Raw genomic sequence first — 22,203 nt, 5'->3', positions numbered from 1 at the left:
ATATCTAAAATGAAACCTGGTAACAAATATAGATAAACTTGGATTCATTTTCTAGCTCATCACATAAAGAAAACCGGCTATCATTCAATAGCCGATTTTCTTTATGGTCTATAACCAAACAATCGTTGTGAACACAAGGACCGTTATCAAGCCGACTGCAAGCCCGGAAAATAAGAACAATGCAATGGTGCCATGACCTTTATGCTTCATATGCATGAAATAATACAATTGGAAAATCACTTGTACAACTGCCAGCAGCAAAATGACTGGTTTAATGAACCAATGTGAAAAACCCTCAATTCCTACAGCAGCAAAAGCAAGTAATGTAAAGAAAATCATAAGTGTAAATGATATCACTTGGTGTTTCATCTCTTCAGCATTTTTCTTACGGCGATATTTTAAATCGACATTCGGGTTCGCTGAATTTGATTGTTCATTCGCCATCAGTTATCCCACCATTCCCATTAAGTATACGACAGTAAAGATAAACACCCAGACTACGTCAATGAAATGCCAATATAGACTCGCAACATAAAATTTAGGAGCGTTATATAAATTCAAGCCCCTTCTTGCATTCCGAACCATTAGAGATATGATCCAAACCAAACCGAAAGCAACGTGTCCTCCATGAAAACCAACTAACGTATAGAACGCGGAGCCGAATGCACTGCTCGTAAAGGTATGATGGAATTCATGAACATAGTGATTAAATTCATAAATCTCAAGACCTAGAAAAGCAAAACCAAGTGCAACCGTAATGACAAGCCATGCTTGCATTTGTTTAAAATGGTTATTTTTCATATGGTACATCGCATACACACTGGTTAATGAACTGGTCAATAACAGCATGGTTGCTACAAATGTCAGTGGTAATTCGAACAAGTCTTTAGCTAAGGCTGCATCACCATTTGGAACTTTATCCTTCAATGCAAGGTAAGTTGCAAAAAGTGAGGCGAATAGTACCGTCTCTCCACCAAGAAACAACCAGAATCCCAAATACTTATTTTTACCTTCTAAAGTCGCTTTCTCGGGAGAAGCAGGCCAAGTGGCATCCGTGAATCTTTCATCTGTTTGCATTATGCCTTACCTCCCTTGTCTTTATCGTCCATAAGTTCTTCTTTATGAATGTGATATCCATGATCGTCTTTAACGGAACGGATAAACATTGAAGCGAAAGTGATCAAAAGCCCGACAATGATGATAGGCAGTGACCATGGCTTATCATCCATATTATATAGAGCACCGAATGCGGCTACGAATAAACCGAAAGAAATTATTAAAGGCAGAATGGATGAATTAGGCATATGGATATCCCCAAGTGGTTCAGCAGGAGTCATTTCCTTTTTCCCTTCCATTTTTTCAACCCAGTAAGGATCTAATCCGCGGACAAGCGGAAGTTGTTTGAAATTATAAAACGGCGGTGGTGATGGAATGGCCCATTCAAGCGTACGGCCGTCTCCCCATGGATCATTGCCGACTTTCTCATTCTTAACAGATGTAATGATGATATTGATGACCATAACCAATACCCCAAATGCCATTAAGAAGGCACCGACTGTACTGATCATATTACCTGTATTGAGACCTTGATCGTCCAAGAATGTAAATACGCGGCGAGGCATCCCCATTAGACCTAAGAAATGTTGGATGAAGAATGTTAAATGGAAACCGATCAAGAACGTCCAAAATGTGATTTGTCCCAATTTCTCGCTTAACATCGTTCCAAACATTTTCGGCCAATAGAAATTGATTCCAGCCAGTAAGCCCAATACAACCCCACCGACGATTACATAGTGGAAATGGGCAACAACGAAATAACTATCATGGTATTGATAATCAGCAGGTGCTGATGCGAGCATGATACCTGTCACGCCACCCATGGTGAATGTTGGGATAAAGGCAACTGCATAAAGCATCGGTACCGTGAACTTGACGCTTCCTCCCCACATCGTAAAGATCCAGTTGAATATCTTAATACCTGTCGGTACTGCGATAGCCATGGTCGCCACGGCAAAGATTGCATTCGCGATAGGACCTAAACCAGTGGTAAACATGTGATGCGCCCAAACCATGAAACCTAAGAAACCGATTAAGACGGTTGCAAATACCATCGATGAATATCCGAATAATCTTTTTCTTGAGAAGGTAGCGAAAATCTCGGAAAAAATTCCGAAAGCAGGAAGGATTAGGATATATACCTCCGGATGACCGAATATCCAGAATAAATGCTCCCAAATGATCGTATTCCCGCCAGCTGCTACATCAAAGAAATTCGAGCCGAACATCCTGTCGAACATCATTAACACCAATCCTACCGTAAGCGGAGGAAAAGCGAATAATATCAATGCGGAAACAACGAAAGTTGACCATGTAAACAGCGGCATACGCATATATGTCATACCAGGTGTACGCATATTGATAATGGTTACAAGGAAATTGATCCCCGCAATTAATGTTCCCAATCCTGATATCTGTAATCCCAGGACGTAAAAATCAATACCATGGCCTTCGGAGTGCAGGGAAAGTGATGCATATGATGTCCAGCCCGCATCAGGAGCCCCCCCTAAAAACCATGAAAGATTCAGAAAGACTCCTCCAAAGAAAAACAGCCAAAAACCTAACGAATTCAAAAATGGGAACGCAACATCACGTGCCCCTATCTGTAAGGGTACGACCGCATTCATTACAGCAAACACCAACGGCATGGCTGCCAAAAATATCATAGTCGTACCGTGCATGGTCAATATTTCATTATAAAATCCGGCACTTACGAAGTCATTATTTGGGATTGCAAGCTGGATACGGATAAACATCGCTTCCAAACCGCCGATTACAAAGAATAACCCGCCAGAGATAAGATATAAAATGGCGATTTTCTTATGGTCTACCGTCGTCAGATAATCCCAAAGCGTAGCGCCAAATCCTTTTTTATTAGCGTACGTACTCACGATTTAACCTCCTTAATCAATGTTCTATTTGTCTTCCACCTTAAGCTCTAATAGATAAGCTGCCAGTGCATTAATATCTGAATCCGAAAGTTCACCGTAAGTACCGGTCATCGTGTTGCCCGGCTTATACTTCTCAGGATCCTTGATCCATTTCTTCACATTCTCTTCCGTATGATCCAATACGCCAGCTACTTTTTCACGCTCACCGAATGTAGCCAGATTCGGAGCCTGACGAGCAGCTTCAGGCCTGCTGTCATTTGGTGTCACCGCATGGCAGCCTATACAACTTTGATTAAAGACATCTTCACCCTGTTTGGCTAGATCACCTTCAACGACAGGTTCCTTCGAGGCTTTCATATCTTTAGTCCATGCTTCAAAATCGCTTTTAGACTTCGTTATGACCTTAAAATCCATCAAAGCATGTGAAGGACCGCAAAGTTCAGCACATTTTCCGTAGAATAAGTTGTTCGAATCTTCTGCCTTTTCACCGTCGAATTCTAAGAAAAACTGATTGACCCCTTCTGTATTTGTATCCATCTTTCCTCCGACGGACGGTACCCAGAATGAGTGCTTAACATCTGAAGCAGTTAGATTGAAGTACACTTTTCGATCTGTCGGAACAACCAGGTCCTGACTTGTTACAACGCCAAGGTCTGGATATTCAAACTCCCACCAATAAAGGTTTGCCCTAACATTCACGACAAGTGCATCCTTCGTTTTTCCATCCTTATCTTTCTTATCCATTGCCTTTGTGTCGGCTAAGTCAAAAGTCGTGACGACGGTTGGAACAGCCAGAACAATTAAAAGAAGGATAGGAATAACAGTCCAGATAATTTCGAGTTTATGACTTCCCTCAATTTGTTTCGGTATTGTTTCGTCGCCTTCCTTCCGACGGAAGCGTAGTAAAACTACAACGAACAAAATAATCACAACAATAATAACCAGTACCATGATTAGTGTACTCAATATCAGTAAGTCATACTGAGATTGCGCAACATCGCCAGCTGGCTTCAGCGCGGATAGAAATGGTTCGCCGCAGCCCGAAAGGACAAGTCCTACAATACCCAGCAGAGCAATTAGGCGCCATTTGTGCAGCCTTTTTTTCATAGCTTCAGAAACCCCTCTTTCGTCAAAATTTTCTCACAAAAATAAAAATGGGCGCAATTGCGAATATTCTCTCTATGTCAATTTCTAAAAAGAAAGAATCCCTAATCTAAGGAATTATAAGTTGATTCATGTAACCGCTCTTATGTATGCCCCTGTTGGTTCCGTTAATATGTATGAATGGCGGTCAGAGCTTTATTTATCAGTAAACTGGAGCCTGTAAAAGAACAGGCCGCCAGTTTATTTAAACCAAAACTAGATCAGTGTGACAATAACCATCGCTACAAATAAAATGGTCATATAATTTAAAGAATATACAAACATGGATGTTGCCCATTTAACATCGTCTTTCTTTTTATACCCCTTAATTCCCAAAATAAGCCAACCTGTGCTCAATAATGCAGCAAGAATAACTAGCGGTGTTCCTAATGGGGTTAAAAAGAAAGGAATGAACATTAAACAGATGATCCATAGCATAATCGACCTTTTTGCAGCCTTGAATCCTTTTACGACCGGAAGCATAGGTACTCCAGCTGCTCGATATTCTTCGACACGCCTCATTGCAAGTGCATAAAAATGAGGCGGCTGCCACAAGAACATGATCGCGAACAGGACCCAGGCGATCTTATCAAGGCCCGGGTCTACCGCAGCCCACCCGATAAGCGGAGGCACAGCTCCGGATATACTTCCTATTATCGTATTCGAGACAAATCTACGTTTGAAAACCATAGTATATAAAACAACATAGGCGAAGACGCCGAATGCACCCAGTATGGCAGTTGTCATATTAGTCAATGCAAGTAAAATCAGCCCTGCAGCAATTAAGCCGAAACTTAACGCCAATACCTTTGAAGGCTGTACTTTCCCAGTTACCGTTGGACGGTTTTTCGTTCTTTCCATTAAATGATCGATATCACGGTCATAATAATTATTGAAACTGCAAGATCCCGCCATTATGAGCGCCGAACCTGCAAGTGTATAAAACACTACATCTAGATTGCTTAAAAAGCTAAGCCCCGAAAAATGAAGAGCTAACCACACGCCGGTAAAAGCTGTAATTATATTTGAATTGACGATCCCCACTTTTATAAGTGCGAGAAAATCCTTCCAAGCTGTTGTTTCAGGTATATCCGATTGAAGGGCGGCTTTACTGTCCTCCATGACAGCTTCTGACAAACCCCTTGTTTCTGACATTTGTTTTCCTCCTTTAAATCATTCAGCACGACGCAAATGCAAAAAAATACTTACATATGCTATAGAACATTATTTCATACTTTTTGATATTTGTAACCAAGGAAGCGTAAACAAAAAGTAAATTATTTACCAATGACTGTCGTCAATGGAATCCATCGAGAGCTATCATTCTTAATATCATGCTTAATAACAGTAAAATTTAGTAAAATCATTTCTTCAATATATTAAAACACATTTTTGGAAGCTTTTGTGAAAATTTTTCGGATATTTTTTGACCAATTTGTGTCTCAATAATTTACTGCTCCTGTAAGATGTTCATCAAGAACATGAATAGTATGCTATTTTCATCATCCCCTAGGCTCTATCCCTATTTTGCTCCTACTTGAAGGTTTACACTCCCTTTATTTCTATCAAAGTCTTTTGTAACTTTCAACTATTTCAGGCATTTTAATTAATAGTTATAATATTAACTGAACTTGTAAAATCATTCTATTTTGTGTAATATCGAGGAAGTTCGACAAATATTATGAAAAATCTTATGCTATTATTAATTTTATGGAACAATCCTAATTTGCTACAGAGAAAAAGGTGGGACTACTAGTGAAATCGTCTCTTAAATGGTTTGCTGTTTTAACAACGATTGTAATGCTTTTCATCTTACTTGGCGGAGCTTTAGTCACGAAGACGGATTCCGGCATGGGATGCGGCAGGTCCTGGCCATTGTGCAATGGCCAATTGATCCCGGACAAAATCACGATTGAATTGGTCATTGAACTTTCCCATCGTCTCGTTTCAGGTGCTGGAGGATTCTTGGTTTTAATTTTATCGTATATGTCTTGGAAAAAAATCGGCCATATCCGTGAAGCACGTTTCTTATCCGTCCTTTCTTTTGGTTTTCTGTTACTACAAGGGTTAATCGGGGCCGCTGCCGTCATTTGGTCACAATCCGATTTTGTCCTTGCCCTTCATTTCGGCATATCGCTTATTTCCTTTGCTGCCGTCTTTTTACTGACATTGTTGATTTTTGAAGTAGACAAGAAGTTCGAAGCGGAAAAACTTATAGTTGACAAACGAATGAAATTCCATATCATTGGCGTATTGATTTTTTGTCTCGTAGTCGTATATACAGGTGCTCTTGTAAGGCATACAGAATCAAGTCTTATCTGTAAGGATTGGCCTTTATGTGTAAATGACAGCCTTGCACTCCCCTCTAACCTTTATGAATGGATTCAGATGGGACACCGTGCAATCGCAGGCGCCATTTTCATTTGGGTATCATATGTGGCTTATATCGCAAAAAAACATTACAAAAATCAAAAAGTGTTATATGGCGGTTGGATGGCTGCATTCATTCTCGTATTTTTACAGGTTACCGCTGGAGCCTTCATCATTTTCTCAAGGCAAAACTTATATATCGCATTGACACACGCATTATTCATTGCCTGCTTTTTTGGTGTAATGAGCTATTTGATGCTATTGACATCAAGAAGCAAAAAAAATGCACTGGCCAAGCAAAAAAGAAACTCCACGCACACAGTCAAAGGACAGGATGAAAAGGATATAACACCAACAGTACCCGCCCGTTAATTTCTGATTGTTCAATCAATAATATAATAGGACAAAACAAAAACCACCATTCCCCTGGGGAACGGTGGTTTTTGTTTTGTCCTAAGATGACCGTGGATTGCCTTGAAAGAGGGTGTAGGGCAGCTTGAAACCTCAAGCATACCCCATATACCCTAAATCATTCAGAAGGTCACAGTCAGCGATATTACTTAGTTATTTCTATCAATAAGTCTCCAGTACTGATCGCTTCTCCATCTTTTACATAAATATCTTTGATGGTCCCGGAGAATGGTGCTTGCACGGTGGTTTCCATTTTCATCGCTTCCGTAATGATCAGGTGATCACCCTGCTTGACCTGATCTCCTTTCTCGACCACTACACGAATTACCGTACCTGGCATTGTCGCACCGATTTGTTCTTTATTTTTTGAATCAGCTTTTACTTTTGATACAACGGAAGATTTAATGTTTTCATCCTTGATGATCACTTCACGTGATTGACCATTCAACTCAAAATACACAACCCGTGTTCCATCAGCCAATGGCTGGCCGATTGAAACCAATTTTACGATAAGCGTTTTACCCTTTTCGATTTCAACTTCGATTTCTTCCCCTAACCTCATACCATATAAGAAAGTCGCGGTATCGAGGTTGGAAACATCTCCAAACAACTCAATCGTTTTATTGTATTCCAGGAATACTTTTGGATATAGGGCATATGCAAGCACATCGAAATCAGTGACTGCCCGTCCCAATTCCTTGAATAATTCTTCTTTAAGTGCTGCAAAGTCCACTTCTTCCAATAACTCACCCGGTCTTACCGTTATAGGTTTCTTCCCTTTCAGGATAACTTCCTGAAGCTCTTTAGGGAATCCCCCAACTGGCTGACCTAGATAGCCTTCGAATAACTCTATGACTGAATCAGGGAAATCGATGGATTTACCTTTTGTCAGAACATCCTCTTCAGACAGGTTATTTTGGACCATGAATAAAGCCATGTCCCCAACAACTTTGGATGAAGGAGTCACTTTAACGATATCGCCGAACATTACATTGACGCGCTGATACATCTCTTTCACTTCATGCCAGCGGTCTCCCAGCCCAACTGCTTTGGCTTGCTGCTGCAGATTACTATATTGGCCGCCCGGCATTTCGTGTTTGTAAACCTCGGTATGAGGTGCATTCATTCCGCTTTCGAAGTCATGATAGAATTTCCTGACCTCACCCCAGTATTCTCCTAAACGCTCTAGTGAATCGACTTCCAACTTAGGCTGTCTGCTTGAACCCTCCAATGCATAATGAAGTGTTTGTACACTTGGCTGCGAAGTCAGTCCAGCTAAAGAACCAATCGCCGTATCAACGATATCCACACCGGCTTCAATCGCTTTAGAATACATGTAAATTCCATTTCCGCTTGTATCATGGGTATGCAGATGAATCGGAAGGGATGTCGATTCTTTCAGTTCCGAGACAAGGCGGTAAGCAGCATCAGGCTTCAAGAGGCCGGCCATATCCTTGATCGCTAAAATATGGGCACCGGCTTGTTCCAATTCCACCGCCATATTTTTATAGTAGTCGATATTATACTTGCTGCGTGATGGATCATTCAAATCCCCTGTATAACAAATTGCAGCTTCTGCAATTTTGCCGGATTGACGGACTGCATCAATAGCCAATTCCATCCCTTTAACCCAGTTTAAACTATCGAAGATACGGAAAACATCAACGCCTGCATCCGCTGATTTCTCTACGAATTCACGAATGACATTATCAGGATAATTTTTGTAACCAACTGCATTTGAAGCCCTTAAAAGCATTTGTAATAGGACATTCGGTGCTTTTTTCGTGAAACTTAACAGCCTGTCCCACGGATCTTCTTTCAAGAAACGATATGCGACATCGAAAGTTGCCCCGCCCCACATTTCCATTGAAAATAAACCAGGAAGCAGTTTTGCTGTAGGTTCTGCGATATCAAGGATATCTTTCGACCTAATTCTCGTCGCAAGTAAAGATTGATGTGCATCACGGAAAGTCGTATCGGTGATCAATACCTCTTTCTGTTCTTTGATCCAATTGACCAGTCCCTCTGCTCCTTGCTCTTCAAGTATATTTTTTGTACCCGAGATAAGCGGGAGGCCACCAACATTCGGAATTGGTGCTGGATCAAAAACAGGTTTTTTCTTTTTCTCGACTCCCGGGAATCCATTCACGGTCACATTTCCGATATATGAAAGCATTTTTGTCCCACGGTCTTTTCTAATTGGGAAGCTAAATAATTCCGGTGTTGAATCAATGAATGATGTATCATATTCCCCATTAATGAATTTTTCATGTTTTACAACATTTTCAAGGAAGGGGATATTTGTTTTAATACCACGAATCCTGAATTCCTTAAGGTTACGAACCATTTTGGAAGCTGCCTGCTCAAATGAAAGCGCATGAGTGGAAAGTTTAACGAGAAGGGAATCATAATATGGTGTGATGACCGCACCTTGGAACCCATTCCCTGCGTCCAGACGGACACCGAATCCCCCACCGGAACGGTACACCATCATTTTCCCGGTATCAGGCATGAAATTATTCAATGGATCCTCGGTCGTCACCCTTGATTGAATCGCGTATCCATGAGTTTTAATGCCTGCTTGTTCGGGAATCCCGATCTTCTTGCCATGGAGCTCATGCCCTTCAGCCACCATGATTTGAGATTGAACGATATCAATGCCCGTAATCATTTCAGTGATCGTATGCTCAACCTGCACCCGTGGATTGACTTCAATAAAGTAAAATTCGCCATTTGCGACAAGGAACTCGACCGTACCAGCGTTTACATAATCAATATTTTTAGCCAACTTGACTGCTGCTTCACAAATCCTTTCCCTTAAATCTTCGGTAAGGGAAACGGAAGGTGCCACTTCCACAACTTTTTGATGCCGTCTCTGAACGGAACAGTCACGCTCATATAAATGGACGATATTCCTATGAGTATCAGCCAAAATCTGAACTTCGATATGCTTCGGATTTTGTATGAATCTCTCTACATAGACTTCATCATTACCAAAAGCTGCTTTAGCTTCTGATTTTGCGCGATCATAAGCCTCTTCAACTTCTTCGATTTTTCCGACAATTCGCATTCCGCGTCCGCCGCCGCCTAATGATGCTTTTATAATAATTGGAAAACCGTATTGTTCACCAAATTCCTTGACTTCTTCAACACTGGTCACCGGTCCATCGCTACCAGGGATAACCGGAATATCCGCCAGTTCAGCTTGTGTTCTAGCTTTTACTTTGTCACCAAACATATCTAGGTGTCTTGATTCTGGTCCGATGAAGATTATGCCCTCTTCCTCACAACGTTTCGCAAATTCAATATTTTCTGAAAGGAAACCATAACCGGGATGAATCGCATCGACGCCACTCATTTTGGCAATCGCGATTATGCCTTCAATATCCAGGTATGCATCAATCGGCTTTTTGCCTTCCCCGACCAAATATGCCTCATCCGCTTTATATCTGTGATAAGAACCATAATCTTCCTTTGAATAGATTGCAACTGTGTGAATGTCTAATTCCGTACAAGCCCGAAAAATCCTTATCGCTATTTCCCCGCGATTTGCCGCAAGTACTTTTTCTATACGTTTCCCCATTGCTACCACCCTAATCAATATGTATTTTTATTGAATATATAGAAAAAAAGCGTGAAAGATTTCCACCACTTTTTATTCATGAATTGATTTCCCAAATAAGGAGTCCAATCTGTTTAAGCTCATTTTATCGCTGATGTAATTATTTCGATATATTTTATATTTTCGTTATTCACATCCGATAAAGACTAAAAAGAGCCCTATACCATTACCTAATTAAAATTTAGCTATAATAATATATTATCAATTTGATTTAACATTCAATTAATATAACAATAATACTAAAATTAACTGAATACAATAAAAAAATAAAAAATTACATATATTCGTATAAAAAAACAGGGAATTAGATCTGACTCCCGTACTATCGATCCATTATTGATCAAAGCCATATGACCGGAAAATCCCACATGTTTAATGCATGATTGGGAATTTTTAAAAAATGGAAGATGGCTATTGAACTTAGATCAAAAATTCAAAAGAATAAGAAAACTCAAATTGAGCTTCTGTGAATTAATTAGTATGTCACTATTAAAAAATAGTATAACATTATTCATTAATTGTGTATATAAATAAAAAACTCAAACAATCATCGAGATTTGTTTGAGTTAGTATGTTTTATCTATTATTTTTTTAACGATGCTTCATGCAAAACTGACAATTCCTGTTCAAGGGTTTCCAAAAGGGATTTACCCTCGGTCTCCTCTACCAAACCTAAGCGTACGGCAAAATCGATTTCTCGTGATAGGCCGAACATTTGCGTATCAAGTACCTCTTCATATAAAGGACATTGAGGCATAGTGAGATTTTCCATTTGAACTTTTATCAGTTTTAGAATCTTGTCAGCATCTGCTTTTAATAAAGCATAAGCTTTTTCTCGATGATTGACAAGCATATCAGATGCCATGTTAAATCCCCCCGCTCAGAGCGATTAAATCTTATCTCTAAATTCTACCTTTAGTTTTATGAAAAAGCAAGGACATTGACAAACAATTTGCCTTTGAGATATCACGATCCCCTCTCAAATGAATATACCCAGCCATGGAATTTGTTCACCATCTTGAAGATGTGACATTTCAATTATAATTGATTATAATCATTAAAGAGCAACAGAAAGGAATGAGATATTTGGAACCCATCGTATTTATAAATGGAAAAGTGAAATATCCAATTACGCTAGATCCTGGAGTATGGATTTTTGATGACCGTAAAGTTGAAATCGATACATATTTCCACGCTGAAAGAGTCCAAGTCAATGAATTAGAAGAATATACGATTGCCGCCTCCAAGCATTGGCAAAAAGAAATACAGGAAGGCGCAATAATGCCACCCACTATAAAAACGGAACGAAAGTTCGAGAAGCAAAGATTGCTGGAAGGGACTTTCGGCATCCCTTTTGAACCTTTTTTAAAAAACGCCGAACCTGAAAATGGGGTGACCGAAGTCATCGTTACAACCGATGATGAGGAGCTTACATTCCCGTTGGAAACGGCACTTGAATTTTTCCTGGGCTTTTCCAAGGATGGAAAGCCGCTTAAAATATCCGAGGGCGGCCCCCTGGAAATTTATTTCGGAGACGCTTCCAACATCAATGAACCGATAAAAAATGTACGGTCTTTCACCGTTAAATAATACTTCGTTCATTCTTGCCAAAAATTTTGGCAATCGGCAAGGGAAATCCCTTGCCGATTGCATTATAATAGTGTAGCTGCCAGTTGTGCCAATCCCGATCTTTCCCCTTTTATCAATTTAACATGGCCGGCAATACGCTCGGTCTTGAATTTTTCCACAACATAGGTCAAACCATTATTATATTCATCTAAATAAGGATGATCTATTTGCTCCGGGTCCCCCATTAAGACAATTTTGCTCCGTTCGCCTACCCTCGTCAAGATTGTCTTGACCTCATGTTTCGTTAAGTTCTGCGCTTCATCGATGATGATGAACTGATCCGGTATGCTCCTTCCCCTGATATAGGTGAGGGCTTCAACTTCGATCGAACTCATTCCTGCTAAAATCGCATCCAATTCCCCAGGTTTTTTCGTATTGAACAGAAATTGGAGATTATCAAAAATAGGCTGCATCCATGGTCTTAATTTTTCTTCTTTTTCCCCTGGCAGATAACCAATATCTTTACCGACCGGAACAATGGGCCTGGCAACCAAAAGTTTCTTATATTGTGACAAATCTTCAGTTTGCATCAACCCTGTTGCCAATGCCAATAAAGTCTTGCCTGTCCCCGCCTTACCAATGAGCGTCACAAGCTGGATATCCGAACGAAGCAACAAATCAAGGGCCATGGTCTGCTGGACATTTCTCGGTTTAATTCCCCAAATATGCTCCCCTTCATACATCAATTTCTTAACGGTCCTGCAGTTCTCATCCACTATCCCAATCGCCGAAGCTGAACTGCCCAGCGTGTCCTTCATCAATAGGAATTGATTTGGATAATATGCATCTTTTGTCAGTTCTTCCAGTGAAAGAAAACTTTTTTCATAAAACTTATTCAGGTTATCAATCGATACATACACTTCCTTGTGCCCAGCGTATATATGATCCAGTTCTACAACGCGATCATTTAAAAAGTCCTCTGCCTCTAGACCGATGGCGTCAGCTTTAACCCTGACTAGAGTATCTTTGCTAACAAGAATGACCGTTTTTCCATCTTCCTTCGTCTCTTCTTCCAAAGATAAATTTTTCGCGACTGCCAATATCCTGTTATCATTCGTTTTCTCAACAAAAATTTCCTGAAGTTTGTGAAATGAACGGTGGTTGAGTTCAATCCTTATGCTGCCACCATTATGAAGCGGAATGCTCTGATGCAGCTTTCCTTTTTCACGAAAGCTATCGATCAATTTCGATACTTGCCTGGCATTCCTTCCGATTTCATCCATATATCTTTTTTTTGAATCCAATTCTTCTAATACGACTGCTGGAATGACAACTTCATTATCTTCGAATGAATAAATCGAATACGGATCCTGCAACAGGACATTCGTATCTAAAACATATATTTTTTTCCCCAATATGACGCCTCCTGCCTGCTCTATAGGATATGTCTTACCATTTACTACACTCAGCAGTTATGTAGCGGACGAGACTGTTGATAAAATATATGTTCCTTTGCATAAAGATAGAAGAACATTTACAGACTATAAAGAAAACTTCCAGCAAAGAATGCAATCCCCACCATTGATTTCTCCATGTTTGGCTGCATTTTATACTCAGTTGCATCAGACTAGGTAGCGATGGACAGGCTGGAACCAAAGGAAAACATTAAGGAGGTTTTACATTGCAAAAAATCATATTGTCGCTCGCTGCTGTTCTGTTGATGTCAGGTTGCACAATGGATAATAAAAATGAAGTGTCTGAAAATAATGCGCAAAACAATATAACGAAAGTCAATAATACGACCATTAAGGAAGCAGACAGGAATACAGGTCAGCAAACAGCGGAGAGACTCACCGGTTTGGCTAAGTCCATTCCAGAGGTGAACGATGCCACCGCAGTCGTACTTGGCAAATACGCCATCGTCGGAATAGATATCGACCAAGATATTGAGCGTTCACAGGTTGGGACTATAAAGTACTCAGTCGGAGAAACTTTAAAACATGATCCTGACGGTGCAAATGCCATCATCGTCGCTGACCCGGATTTAAATGAGCGGATCAGGGAGGTGGCCAAAGATATTAAAGACGGCAAACCGGTAACCGGGATACTAAATGAACTCGCTGACATCACAAGTCGAGTCATCCCGGAGGTTCCTGGTGATATTTTAACCCCAACGCCATCTAAGAACATCGAAAAGGAAAAAAATAAACTTGATGATGATACGGAAAGAAAAGAACTCGATAAAGAGCAAAATGATCAATCCAATCACTTTAAAGAATGAATTTACCCGACCCGAAGTGAATCTTCGGGTCTTTTTCATACCTAACAATCAACTTCAACTGTTAGTTTCACTTTATCCTCGTTTTACCATAAAAATATTGGTATACTTAAAAGCATATTCAAATTGAAGTGAGGTTCAACTAATATGAAGGTTAAATGTGTAATATGCGATCAAATTGAATCTATTCCCGACGATAGCCCGGAAGCAAAGAAACTTCGCAACCGTCCTATACATACCTATATGTGCAATACATGCAACCAACGCATTGAAGAGCGTACGAACGAACGGATTGCCACCGGTAACTTCCGTCTTTACCGGACGATCAAAAATGAAGATGAATGGTAGAACTTTCCACAAGGTTACTCTGATTGGCCTGATCAATGGACTTCTGCTTGGATGGATAATGAAGTGGGTCGAAATGCTATCCGGTAAACAAGTGTATAAGCTTTTATTGAATGTGGATTTCCTCCCCCTAATTGGAGCCGTTTCCTGGAGTGAGGAATCATTATTCTTTTTCCATCTCCTTTTCTCACTGGCAATTACGTATAGTTACGTTTATATACTACATCCTTTGAAAGCTTTCAGGAAATGGAACAAATACGCACTTGCTTTTATCACGATCATTCCCGCCATCATGCTTTACTTCCCACTATCGGCGCTGTCAAAAACAGAAGTTGTCCTTCCTTCTGATTTGACAGCTTTCTTTTTGTGGACAATCTTACATCTTTTTTACGGACTTTCCCTCCCTAAAGCAATATAAAAAAGAACCGTGCGTAAATCGCACGGTTCTTTTATCATTACTCGATATTTTTATACTTTTCTGGCTCTAACTGAATTTGGTCCAACATGATATCAATCAATTCAATCGGATAACGCTGCTTCTTCATTTCGTCTCCCAAAAGGTACTCGACGAAATAAAAAGGTTCTGTTTTTGTAACCGAATCGATTATCACCTGATGATCGTCTTTCAGCATCTGCATGAAAAACATTTCTGTATCGCGTGCAGCTGAATCATCAGGCCTTGCATCACAGACAACTTTGATCGTCAACCAATTGTATAAAGCATCCTGTAATGATTTCATCATCTTAAGCCTGTTCTTCTTTTCTCGAATTATGAAGACGGATCCTATAGATCCCCAGAACAAGCGAAGCGATGACTAATGCCTCCCCCATAGGGAGAAACACCGCAAAGAAAGAAAGAAGGGTACATCCAAGTGCCATTACCACATAAATGACAACATTTTTTAGCAATGGTAACTTTTTGGCAAAACCTAACTGATAGACAAGGATGCATAATCCAAAGACCGTCAAATATAAATACCACATTCCTGCTTCAGGGTTTTCATCCACTCTGTACAATGCTGCAAAAAATGATAATCGCTCTTGGATATCCAATCTTTTCTCCTCCTCTTGCTATTTATTTTTCTTCAACAGCAACTTTTTTTCTTTTAGCTGCTCTTTCACGCTCGTTTTTATCTAGAATTTTTTTACGAAGGCGGATTGAATCCGGAGTTACTTCACAGTACTCGTCATCGTTCAAATATTCCAGAGCTTCTTCAAGGGACATGATTCTTGGTTTTTTCATGGAAGAAGTTTGGTCTTTATTTGCTGAACGCATATTTGTCATTTGTTTCGCTTTAACGATATTAACAGTCAAATCGCTATCACGGTTATGTTCCCCGACGATCATGCCTTCATAAATATCCGTACCTGGCTCAACGAAAATAACACCGCGGTCTTCTACTTGCATAATACCGTATTGTGTCGTTTTTCCTGATTCCATGGATACAAGTACACCTTGGCGTCTTCCGCCGACTTGACCTTGTGCCATTGGTTGATAGCTGTCAAATGAATGGTTCATGATACCATATCCGCGTGTAATCGTTAAGAACTCAGTTGAATAGCCAATAAGTCCGCGAGCTGGGATCGTGAACAGTAAACGAACTTGACCGCTTCCGCTGTTGATCATATCCAATAATTCACCTTTACGGGCTCCCATTGATTCCATGATCGAACCAGTGTGCTCCTCAGGTACGTCGATTTGTACACGTTCAACCGGCTCACAACGGACGCCATCAATCAAACGAACGATAACTTCCGGTTTAGAAACTTGCAGTTCATAACCTTCACGTCTCATGTTTTCGATCAGGATGGAAAGGTGAAGCTCCCCACGACCTGAAACAATCCAGACATCCGGAGAATCAGTATTTTCGACTCTTAAGCTGACATCAGTCTGTAATTGGTTTCTCAAACGCTCTTCAATTTTACGGGCTGTAACGAATTTACCTTCACGGCCTGCGAATGGGCTGTTATTTACAAGGAAAGTCATTTGTAATGTTGGCTCGTCAATACGCAGGATAGGTAGAGCTTCAGGATGCTCGGTCGGACAAACCGTTTCCCCTACGTTAATATCCTCCATACCAGAAACGGCAATTAAATCACCGGCAACGGCTTCTTGGATTTCAACTTTCTTCAAGCCAATATAACCAAAGATTTTCGTTACACGGAATTGTTTAACCTTCCCATCAAGTTTCATTAATGAAACTTGTTGACCTACATGCATTTTACCGCGGAATACACGGCCAACGCCAATACGTCCTACATAATCATTATAGTCAAGTAAAGCCACTTGGAATTGAAGCGGTTCATCTGAGTTATCAATTGGTGCAGGGATCGTTTCGACGATTGTTTCGAAAAGTGGGGTCATGTCTTCTTCTTGTTTAGCAGGATCTGAATCCAAGCTAGCAGTACCAGCGATACCTGAAGTGAAGACAACTGGGAAGTCTAATTGTTCTTCTTCAGCTCCTAGTTCGATGAATAAGTCAATTACTTCATCGACCACTTCATTTGGACGTGCAGAATCTTTATCGATTTTGTTCACGACAACGATTGGCGTGATCTTTTGTTCCAATGCTTTTTTCAACACGAAGCGAGTTTGCGGCATACAGCCTTCATATGCATCAACAACAAGTAGAACGCCATCAACCATTTTCATGATCCGTTCCACTTCACCACCAAAGTCGGCATGACCAGGTGTATCCAAAATATTGATTCTTGTATCTTGGTATTGAACTGCTGTATTTTTCGCAAGAATCGTAATTCCGCGTTCTTTTTCAATCGCATTAGAATCCATCGCACGTTCTTCCACATGTTCATTTTCACGGAAAGTACCAGATTGCTTTAGCAACTGATCCACTAACGTCGTTTTACCATGGTCAACGTGAGCAATGATGGCTATATTACGAATATTTTCTCTTAATTTCAAAAAATTCACTCCTAAAAAAGTTTGTGTAAAACGTATCACTAGTATTAACTTACATATTATATCACAAACATACTAGAAACAAATACAGAAATTATGTACAATAGATATATTAGGGGTGATATTAATGAACATTAAATGGAATTTCTTAATATTAGCGGTATTGGCAACATCCAGCATTGGCTCCATTGGCATCTTCATTGCTGAAAAAAGCTTGATTGGAATATTAGCTGCAATCGTTATTCTTTGCGGAATCATGGGGTTCGGTTTCACCCAGAAGAAGAAATTACGTGAAGCCGGGAAGTTATAATATAAAAAACTCGCTGACAGACAGCGAGTTTTTTTTGTTAATTATTTCTATCCGAGACATTTATCATGGCCGCAATCAGTCCTTGATACTAATGGCTGGAGTTTCCTGATAAGTATTTTTCAAATACTTCGTTGTGTAGCCCTGGTTTTGATACGAAAAGTGAGTCGCCTTTTAAAAAATCCAATTTGTCACCTTTAATATTACTAACTTCCCCGCCCACTTCCTCGACCAGTAAAACTCCCCCGGCAAAGTCCCAAGGCATGAGTCTCATGGTTATGTATGCATCAATCCTTCCAGCGGCCACGAATGCCAGCTCCAACGCTGCCGAGCCATAAGAACGTGTTCCTCTTGCATCCCGGACCAGCGGTGCCAAAAGACTCGGGTCGATCCTCCGGTTTTCCGTTACCCAGCTTGCATTAATGGAAATGATCGCTTTGCTTACCGATGCCTCTTCAAGAGATGGGAGCCTTTGATCATTCAGAAATGCTCCTTGTCCCTTAATCACATGATATAATTCATCACTAAAGACATCATAAACCATGCCAATCTTTCCGATGCCATCCACATAAACCCCAAGGGAAATCGCAAAATTCCTCTGTTGATGAATGAAATTCAAAGTTCCATCAATTGGATCGATGATCCACACCGTACCTTTTAGGTCTTTAATATCATTGCCCATTCCCTCTTCACCAAAAATGCGGTGTTCTGGAAAAACTTCGCCAATTTTTTCGCAAAAAAACTTTTCTATCCCCTTATCCATATTAGTTACCAAATCATTCGGATTCGTTTTCATTTCAATATTCAACTTGGTTTTGAAGGACGCCCTTAGCCGAGTACCGGCTTCTTTCATCCATAACTTCGCATATGTATCCATTTCCTTGACCGATGCCATTATAATATCCCCGTCCTTTATGATCAGAAACTACATTAAAATGATCCTCTTTTAAAGATTAAAGCAAATATAGCTTGCCTTCAAGCTTTTAACATCTTAAATTTTCCATTTTTTTAACTGATGAGGAAAGAAGGTTCCTTGACTGCCCATCCATTAATCGTAATCATGTTTTAGCCAGCAAGAATATTCTCCCTTATTTGACGTTCCCCTTCCTTATTAAAGGGACTTGATACAAAATGATATTCCACCTTATATATATTGGACATTTAATGAAAAACGGACACATTATTTTTTAATAAAATAAAGTGTCCGTTCATCTATAATAAAATTCCTTGTATTGAAATTGATTCATTTCCTTAATTCATTCTCCTTCAAGGTCTCTGCAGCCAATCATTTACAAGGCTTTCAGTTTCAACAATTCCAAGCGGATGCGTTCTAGTCTTTGCTTGCATTGTGACCTCTTTTGGTCATTCTCTTCATCGATTGCTTCAAAAAGGGTTGCTAATTCATAGTCCATTTCCATTCTTAACACTGCAGCTCTATGTCTTTCAACTTCTTTAGCTTTTAATGCTTGGTTCATGACTTGTTTCATAATTAACATTCTCCCTTCGTTAATTAACGTAATTTTCTGAATTTATATTATCATATGACTTCCTACCTCAAATAGCAACTAATTTGTGCTTAAATCTATAAGGAATTTTTCATTGCCAACCCGAATCGTATTTTTTAAATTTTACTTTTACTTATGCTACAATATGTGCAGATATTACGGTAGGAGAGATGAAAATGAATATAGAAAGTTTTACAGCAGATGATTTTGATGTTTTTAAAATTGATGGATTGGAACCACGCATGGATGCTTAAAAGAACGGATCCAGCCTAAATTACAAGCCCTGGGAGAGCACTTTTCTCAAAAACTCTCAGTTATGACCGGCGATGAAATGCACCCTCACGTTGCAAAGCATGCTAGACGGACAGTGAATCCCCCAATGATACATGGGTTGCTCACAAAGTATAACTTCTATAATTCATTGTCCTTACTTGGTTTTTATTTACCCCTACCTAATTCAATCTAAACTTCACGAAGGAGATTTTCGATAATGCAATTTGAAGGATTCACGAAGAATGATTTTGATACATTTAATATAGAAGGTCTTGACGAAAGAATGAAAGCGATTCAAGAACGGATTCAACCGAAGTTCCAATCGATCGGGCAAGCGTTGACGGACGAACTTTCCGTGAATCTTGGGAACGAAATGTTTTTGCATATTGCAAAACACGCACGTCGAAGCGTCAACGCCCCGAAAGATACATGGCTTGCGATAGCGGCAAACAAACGGGGATATAAGCAACACCCGCATTTTCAAATTGGATTATTCGACGACCATGTTTTTATTTGGCTTGCGTTCATTTATGAATTGCCGAACAAGACGGAAATCGCAAAGACGTTCTTGAATAATTTGGACAAAATAGAAAAAAGAGTTCCAAGCGATTTTGTTGTATCCCTTGACCACATGAAAAAGGACGCAATATCAATGAAGGAAATCGACTTGAAAGCGTCACTTGAACGTTTTCGGGACGTCAAGAAAGCGGAATTCCTAATTGGACGACACGTTGCGGCAAACGACCCGATCTTGACGGACGGCAACGCATTTGTGAAACTTGCGAAAGAAACGTTTGAAACGCTTATTCCATTATATAAATTAGCATATAAATAAAAAAAGCGTCTTCGCCCGCTATGCTTGAACGGGTTCGGACGCTTTTTCATATGCCTTTTTATTTATCCAAGAATTGAAATCCTCATCCGCTTCATCACTTGGCTCATTACTTCTAACCGTGGCGGTCAACTTTCCAACCTTAAACATCTTGTTTCGTATAAGTTCTTTTTTCATTTCGAATTCCACCTTTTCGGTTGATACCGAAGTTGTGGTTTCAAAACGGGTGATTGTGACGGTCGGAAAGAATCTTTTTGAATTCACACGGGAAGGCGTCAAGTTCGTTGGATACTGCGTCCGTCCAGAAGCTATTTGAAACGCCGTGAGTCGAGAAAACGGGTCTAAACGGACTATAATCGTTCAACTTGAGTGAAATATGTTCCAACAAAAAAAGACAGAGATCACCACCGCCGTTATAATTCGAGTTCTTGTTCCCGTGTACCCGATAAGTATTTTATTGAATACTGGTCGGAGAAATCAATCAACATTCCTGAAGGTAACGGTTTGTCCTTCGATATGAGAACTCTAAACGTTCTTGATTGTCCAGCCGTATATAAAGAAGGTCTTTCAACAATGAAAACCCGATTCGCCCCAGGTTCACCGTTAACAAAGATTTCTTTTATGTATAACGTCAACTGAACTTTTGTTTACAATATTAGTTTAATAAACAAAAGGACGGGCAATCGCCGTACCTTTTATTGCCGTTTTCTTGATTGCCTTTTCAATTCGTTTTACGTTTTTTTCATGAATTGCTGATACAAATAGCAGCAGCTTTATTGAAGGATTTGAAATTCGCACGTTAACGTTTAAATTTCGTTCGATATTCTTCCCCTTGTAAAAATATACTCCGAAGCGATTTCAAACGGTGGTAAGTCGGCGGGTAAATCGTTTAAATTACTCTTTACGTCATTCCGTTCCAAAACAACAAAGGACGCCCCCTTTATTCGGATTTGTTGAATGACGCTTGCTTCTTGCCGCCAAGATATTTTTGAATCGTGTGTGTTTCGGGAATGCTTTCGTCCGCCATTTCGAATGCCTTATCGACTTGTTCGAATAGTTCTTCGATCGTTCCGTTGTTGTGGATATCGAAATCAACCTTGAAGTTTTCGACGTGCTTACAAAAATGCGGGTTGCCCCGAACACGTTGTTTTGAAGGCGTTGCGGGCGGATATGGAAGACTTTTCGAAGAAGTTGTTCAATGTTACCCAAGACGAACAAAAAGCGACTAAGGGCGGCAAGGCTTTGATTGCAATACAAATGGAATCGGTCGATAAGTCAAAGGAAAGAATTGATCGGATTAAAGACCTATTCATTGACGGAATCATTGACCGTCCAGAATTCGAGAAACGTAAGAAAGTCGAAGAAATGAAAATTCAAGCGGCTTCGAAAGAATTGGAACGTCTTTCGCAATCGAATGATTTTGTTGACGAAGTGAAGCGGAAAGAACGAATGAAGTTTTGGAAGGAAATCGATCGAAATAAACTATTTGAAGAAGGTCTTTCGGTGAAGGAAAAGAACGAAGGATTCAAAAAACTAATTGAACGAATCGAATATAAACGTGAAGGCGATATAATTGAAATCAACGTAATCTATAAATAAAAAACGGCGGCGGTCATTTCGACCCCGCTTTTTGTTTTGCCACATTTCCAAATCGGGTTATGGGAAACGCATATGTTCATC

The 22,203-nt window shown here is 40.0% G+C and carries 22 protein-coding genes and 1 pseudogene; 9 read left to right on the top strand and 14 right to left on the bottom strand.

The genetic code is table 11. The features are described 5' to 3' along the window. Nucleotides 1-108: 108 nt before the first annotated feature. The 5 genes from ctaF to cyoE all read right to left on the bottom strand — a co-directional run bounded on the left by ctaF (nucleotide 109) and on the right by cyoE (nucleotide 5,246). Nucleotides 109-444 carry a cytochrome c oxidase subunit IVB gene (gene ctaF, locus ADA55_RS13205; RefSeq protein ID WP_048684534.1) on the bottom strand — a complete coding sequence of 112 codons (336 nt, stop codon included), beginning with the start codon at nucleotides 442-444 and terminating at the stop codon, nucleotides 109-111. Nucleotides 445-447: 3 nt separating this feature from the next. Next, nucleotides 448-1,077: a cytochrome (ubi)quinol oxidase subunit III gene (locus tag ADA55_RS13200; RefSeq protein WP_048684533.1), complete on the bottom strand. Its 630-nt coding sequence runs from the start codon at nucleotides 1,075-1,077 to the stop codon at nucleotides 448-450. After that, on the bottom strand, nucleotides 1,077-2,948 hold the full coding sequence (gene ctaD, locus ADA55_RS13195) for a cytochrome c oxidase subunit I (protein ID WP_048684531.1): 1,872 nt from the start codon (nucleotides 2,946-2,948) through the stop codon (nucleotides 1,077-1,079). Before ctaD ends, ADA55_RS13200 begins: the two co-directional genes overlap by 1 nt. A 24-nt stretch (nucleotides 2,949-2,972) precedes the next feature. Continuing rightward, the gene (coxB, locus tag ADA55_RS13190; protein ID WP_048684529.1) at nucleotides 2,973-4,055 is read right to left on the bottom strand and encodes a cytochrome c oxidase subunit II; all 1,083 of its coding nucleotides are present in this window, start codon (nucleotides 4,053-4,055) and stop codon (nucleotides 2,973-2,975) included. A 252-nt stretch (nucleotides 4,056-4,307) separates the two neighbouring features. Further along, nucleotides 4,308-5,246, bottom strand: coding sequence for a heme o synthase (cyoE, locus tag ADA55_RS13185; protein ID WP_034313989.1), 939 nt, complete (start codon nucleotides 5,244-5,246; stop codon nucleotides 4,308-4,310). A gap of 600 nt (nucleotides 5,247-5,846) precedes the next feature. Here cyoE and ADA55_RS13180 point away from each other — a divergent pair. Beyond that, nucleotides 5,847-6,833, top strand: coding sequence for a COX15/CtaA family protein (locus ADA55_RS13180; protein ID WP_034313992.1), 987 nt, complete (start codon nucleotides 5,847-5,849; stop codon nucleotides 6,831-6,833). A gap of 184 nt (nucleotides 6,834-7,017) precedes the next feature. On the opposite strand, the gene pyc is transcribed toward ADA55_RS13180, so the two are convergent. Both pyc and ADA55_RS13170 read right to left on the bottom strand, forming a co-directional pair. Then, on the bottom strand, nucleotides 7,018-10,455 hold the full coding sequence (gene pyc / locus ADA55_RS13175) for a pyruvate carboxylase (protein ID WP_048684527.1): 3,438 nt from the start codon (nucleotides 10,453-10,455) through the stop codon (nucleotides 7,018-7,020). A gap of 622 nt (nucleotides 10,456-11,077) precedes the next feature. Next, nucleotides 11,078-11,359, bottom strand: a complete 282-nt coding sequence (locus ADA55_RS13170; RefSeq protein WP_034313996.1) for a YlaN family protein — start codon at nucleotides 11,357-11,359, stop codon at nucleotides 11,078-11,080. A 221-nt stretch (nucleotides 11,360-11,580) separates the two neighbouring features. Between ADA55_RS13170 and ADA55_RS13165 the strand changes: the two genes are divergently transcribed. Beyond that, nucleotides 11,581-12,084 (top strand): hypothetical protein, encoded by a 504-nt coding sequence (locus ADA55_RS13165; protein ID WP_048684525.1) that lies wholly within the window; start codon nucleotides 11,581-11,583, stop codon nucleotides 12,082-12,084. Nucleotides 12,085-12,146: 62 nt separating this feature from the next. Here the strand turns inward: ADA55_RS13165 and ADA55_RS13160 are convergent, their stop codons facing one another. Then, the gene (locus ADA55_RS13160) at nucleotides 12,147-13,478 is read right to left on the bottom strand and encodes a PhoH family protein (RefSeq protein ID WP_048684523.1); all 1,332 of its coding nucleotides are present in this window, start codon (nucleotides 13,476-13,478) and stop codon (nucleotides 12,147-12,149) included. Between the two features lie 266 nt (nucleotides 13,479-13,744). On the opposite strand from ADA55_RS13160, the gene ADA55_RS13155 reads away from it, so the two are divergent. The 3 genes from ADA55_RS13155 to ADA55_RS13150 all read left to right on the top strand — a co-directional run bounded on the left by ADA55_RS13155 (nucleotide 13,745) and on the right by ADA55_RS13150 (nucleotide 15,104). Continuing rightward, entirely contained in the window at nucleotides 13,745-14,344 is a 600-nt protein-coding gene (locus ADA55_RS13155; protein WP_072272691.1) for a YhcN/YlaJ family sporulation lipoprotein, read from the top strand. Between the two features lie 144 nt (nucleotides 14,345-14,488). Further along, nucleotides 14,489-14,689, top strand: coding sequence for a YlaI family protein (locus ADA55_RS28500; RefSeq protein WP_072272690.1), 201 nt, complete (start codon nucleotides 14,489-14,491; stop codon nucleotides 14,687-14,689). Continuing rightward, nucleotides 14,673-15,104 carry a hypothetical protein gene (locus ADA55_RS13150; protein WP_081088555.1) on the top strand — a complete coding sequence of 144 codons (432 nt, stop codon included), beginning with the start codon at nucleotides 14,673-14,675 and terminating at the stop codon, nucleotides 15,102-15,104. Before ADA55_RS28500 ends, ADA55_RS13150 begins: the two co-directional genes overlap by 17 nt. Nucleotides 15,105-15,141: 37 nt before the next feature. Here ADA55_RS13150 and ADA55_RS13145 read toward each other — a convergent pair whose 3' ends face one another. Genes ADA55_RS13145 through typA form a run of 3 tightly spaced genes read right to left on the bottom strand, consistent with a single transcriptional unit; the run spans nucleotide 15,142 to nucleotide 17,609 of the window. Continuing rightward, on the bottom strand, nucleotides 15,142-15,426 hold the full coding sequence (locus tag ADA55_RS13145; RefSeq protein WP_034315418.1) for a hypothetical protein: 285 nt from the start codon (nucleotides 15,424-15,426) through the stop codon (nucleotides 15,142-15,144). A 4-nt stretch (nucleotides 15,427-15,430) separates the two neighbouring features. Continuing rightward, nucleotides 15,431-15,739: a YlaH-like family protein gene (locus tag ADA55_RS13140; protein WP_034314008.1), complete on the bottom strand. Its 309-nt coding sequence runs from the start codon at nucleotides 15,737-15,739 to the stop codon at nucleotides 15,431-15,433. Between the two features lie 22 nt (nucleotides 15,740-15,761). After that, on the bottom strand, nucleotides 15,762-17,609 hold the full coding sequence (typA, locus tag ADA55_RS13135; RefSeq protein ID WP_048684521.1) for a translational GTPase TypA: 1,848 nt from the start codon (nucleotides 17,607-17,609) through the stop codon (nucleotides 15,762-15,764). A 124-nt stretch (nucleotides 17,610-17,733) separates the two neighbouring features. Between typA and ADA55_RS13130 the strand changes: the two genes are divergently transcribed. Further along, nucleotides 17,734-17,916: a YlaF family protein gene (locus ADA55_RS13130; RefSeq protein ID WP_034314013.1), complete on the top strand. Its 183-nt coding sequence runs from the start codon at nucleotides 17,734-17,736 to the stop codon at nucleotides 17,914-17,916. Nucleotides 17,917-18,004: 88 nt separating this feature from the next. Here the strand turns inward: ADA55_RS13130 and ADA55_RS13125 are convergent, their stop codons facing one another. Together ADA55_RS13125 and ADA55_RS13120 are read right to left on the bottom strand one after the other, a co-directional pair. Next, entirely contained in the window at nucleotides 18,005-18,808 is an 804-nt protein-coding gene (locus tag ADA55_RS13125; RefSeq protein WP_048684518.1) for an inositol monophosphatase family protein, read from the bottom strand. A gap of 394 nt (nucleotides 18,809-19,202) precedes the next feature. Further along, nucleotides 19,203-19,400: a hypothetical protein gene (locus ADA55_RS13120; protein WP_048684515.1), complete on the bottom strand. Its 198-nt coding sequence runs from the start codon at nucleotides 19,398-19,400 to the stop codon at nucleotides 19,203-19,205. A gap of 194 nt (nucleotides 19,401-19,594) precedes the next feature. Here ADA55_RS13120 and ADA55_RS28495 point away from each other — a divergent pair. Further along, nucleotides 19,595-19,794: pseudogene (locus ADA55_RS28495) on the top strand (DUF1054 family protein); the annotation flags it as partial. 114 nt (nucleotides 19,795-19,908) lie between these two features. Continuing rightward, a complete protein-coding gene (locus tag ADA55_RS13115; RefSeq protein WP_048684513.1) occupies nucleotides 19,909-20,526 on the top strand; it encodes a YktB family protein in 618 nt (205 codons plus the stop codon). Between the two features lie 18 nt (nucleotides 20,527-20,544). On the opposite strand, the gene ADA55_RS29400 is transcribed toward ADA55_RS13115, so the two are convergent. Next, entirely contained in the window at nucleotides 20,545-20,700 is a 156-nt protein-coding gene (locus ADA55_RS29400; RefSeq protein ID WP_153246131.1) for a hypothetical protein, read from the bottom strand. A gap of 993 nt (nucleotides 20,701-21,693) precedes the next feature. Here ADA55_RS29400 and ADA55_RS13110 point away from each other — a divergent pair. Then, nucleotides 21,694-22,122: a hypothetical protein gene (locus tag ADA55_RS13110; protein WP_048684511.1), complete on the top strand. Its 429-nt coding sequence runs from the start codon at nucleotides 21,694-21,696 to the stop codon at nucleotides 22,120-22,122. Nucleotides 22,123-22,203 lie beyond the last annotated feature (81 nt).

Source organism: Bacillus sp. 220_BSPC, from assembly GCF_001054655.1.
Taxonomy (GTDB): Bacteria; Bacillota; Bacilli; order Bacillales; family DSM-1321; genus Peribacillus; species Peribacillus frigoritolerans.
Note: the sequence above shows the minus strand (reverse complement) of the source record. Positions and strands in the feature narration are given on the sequence as shown.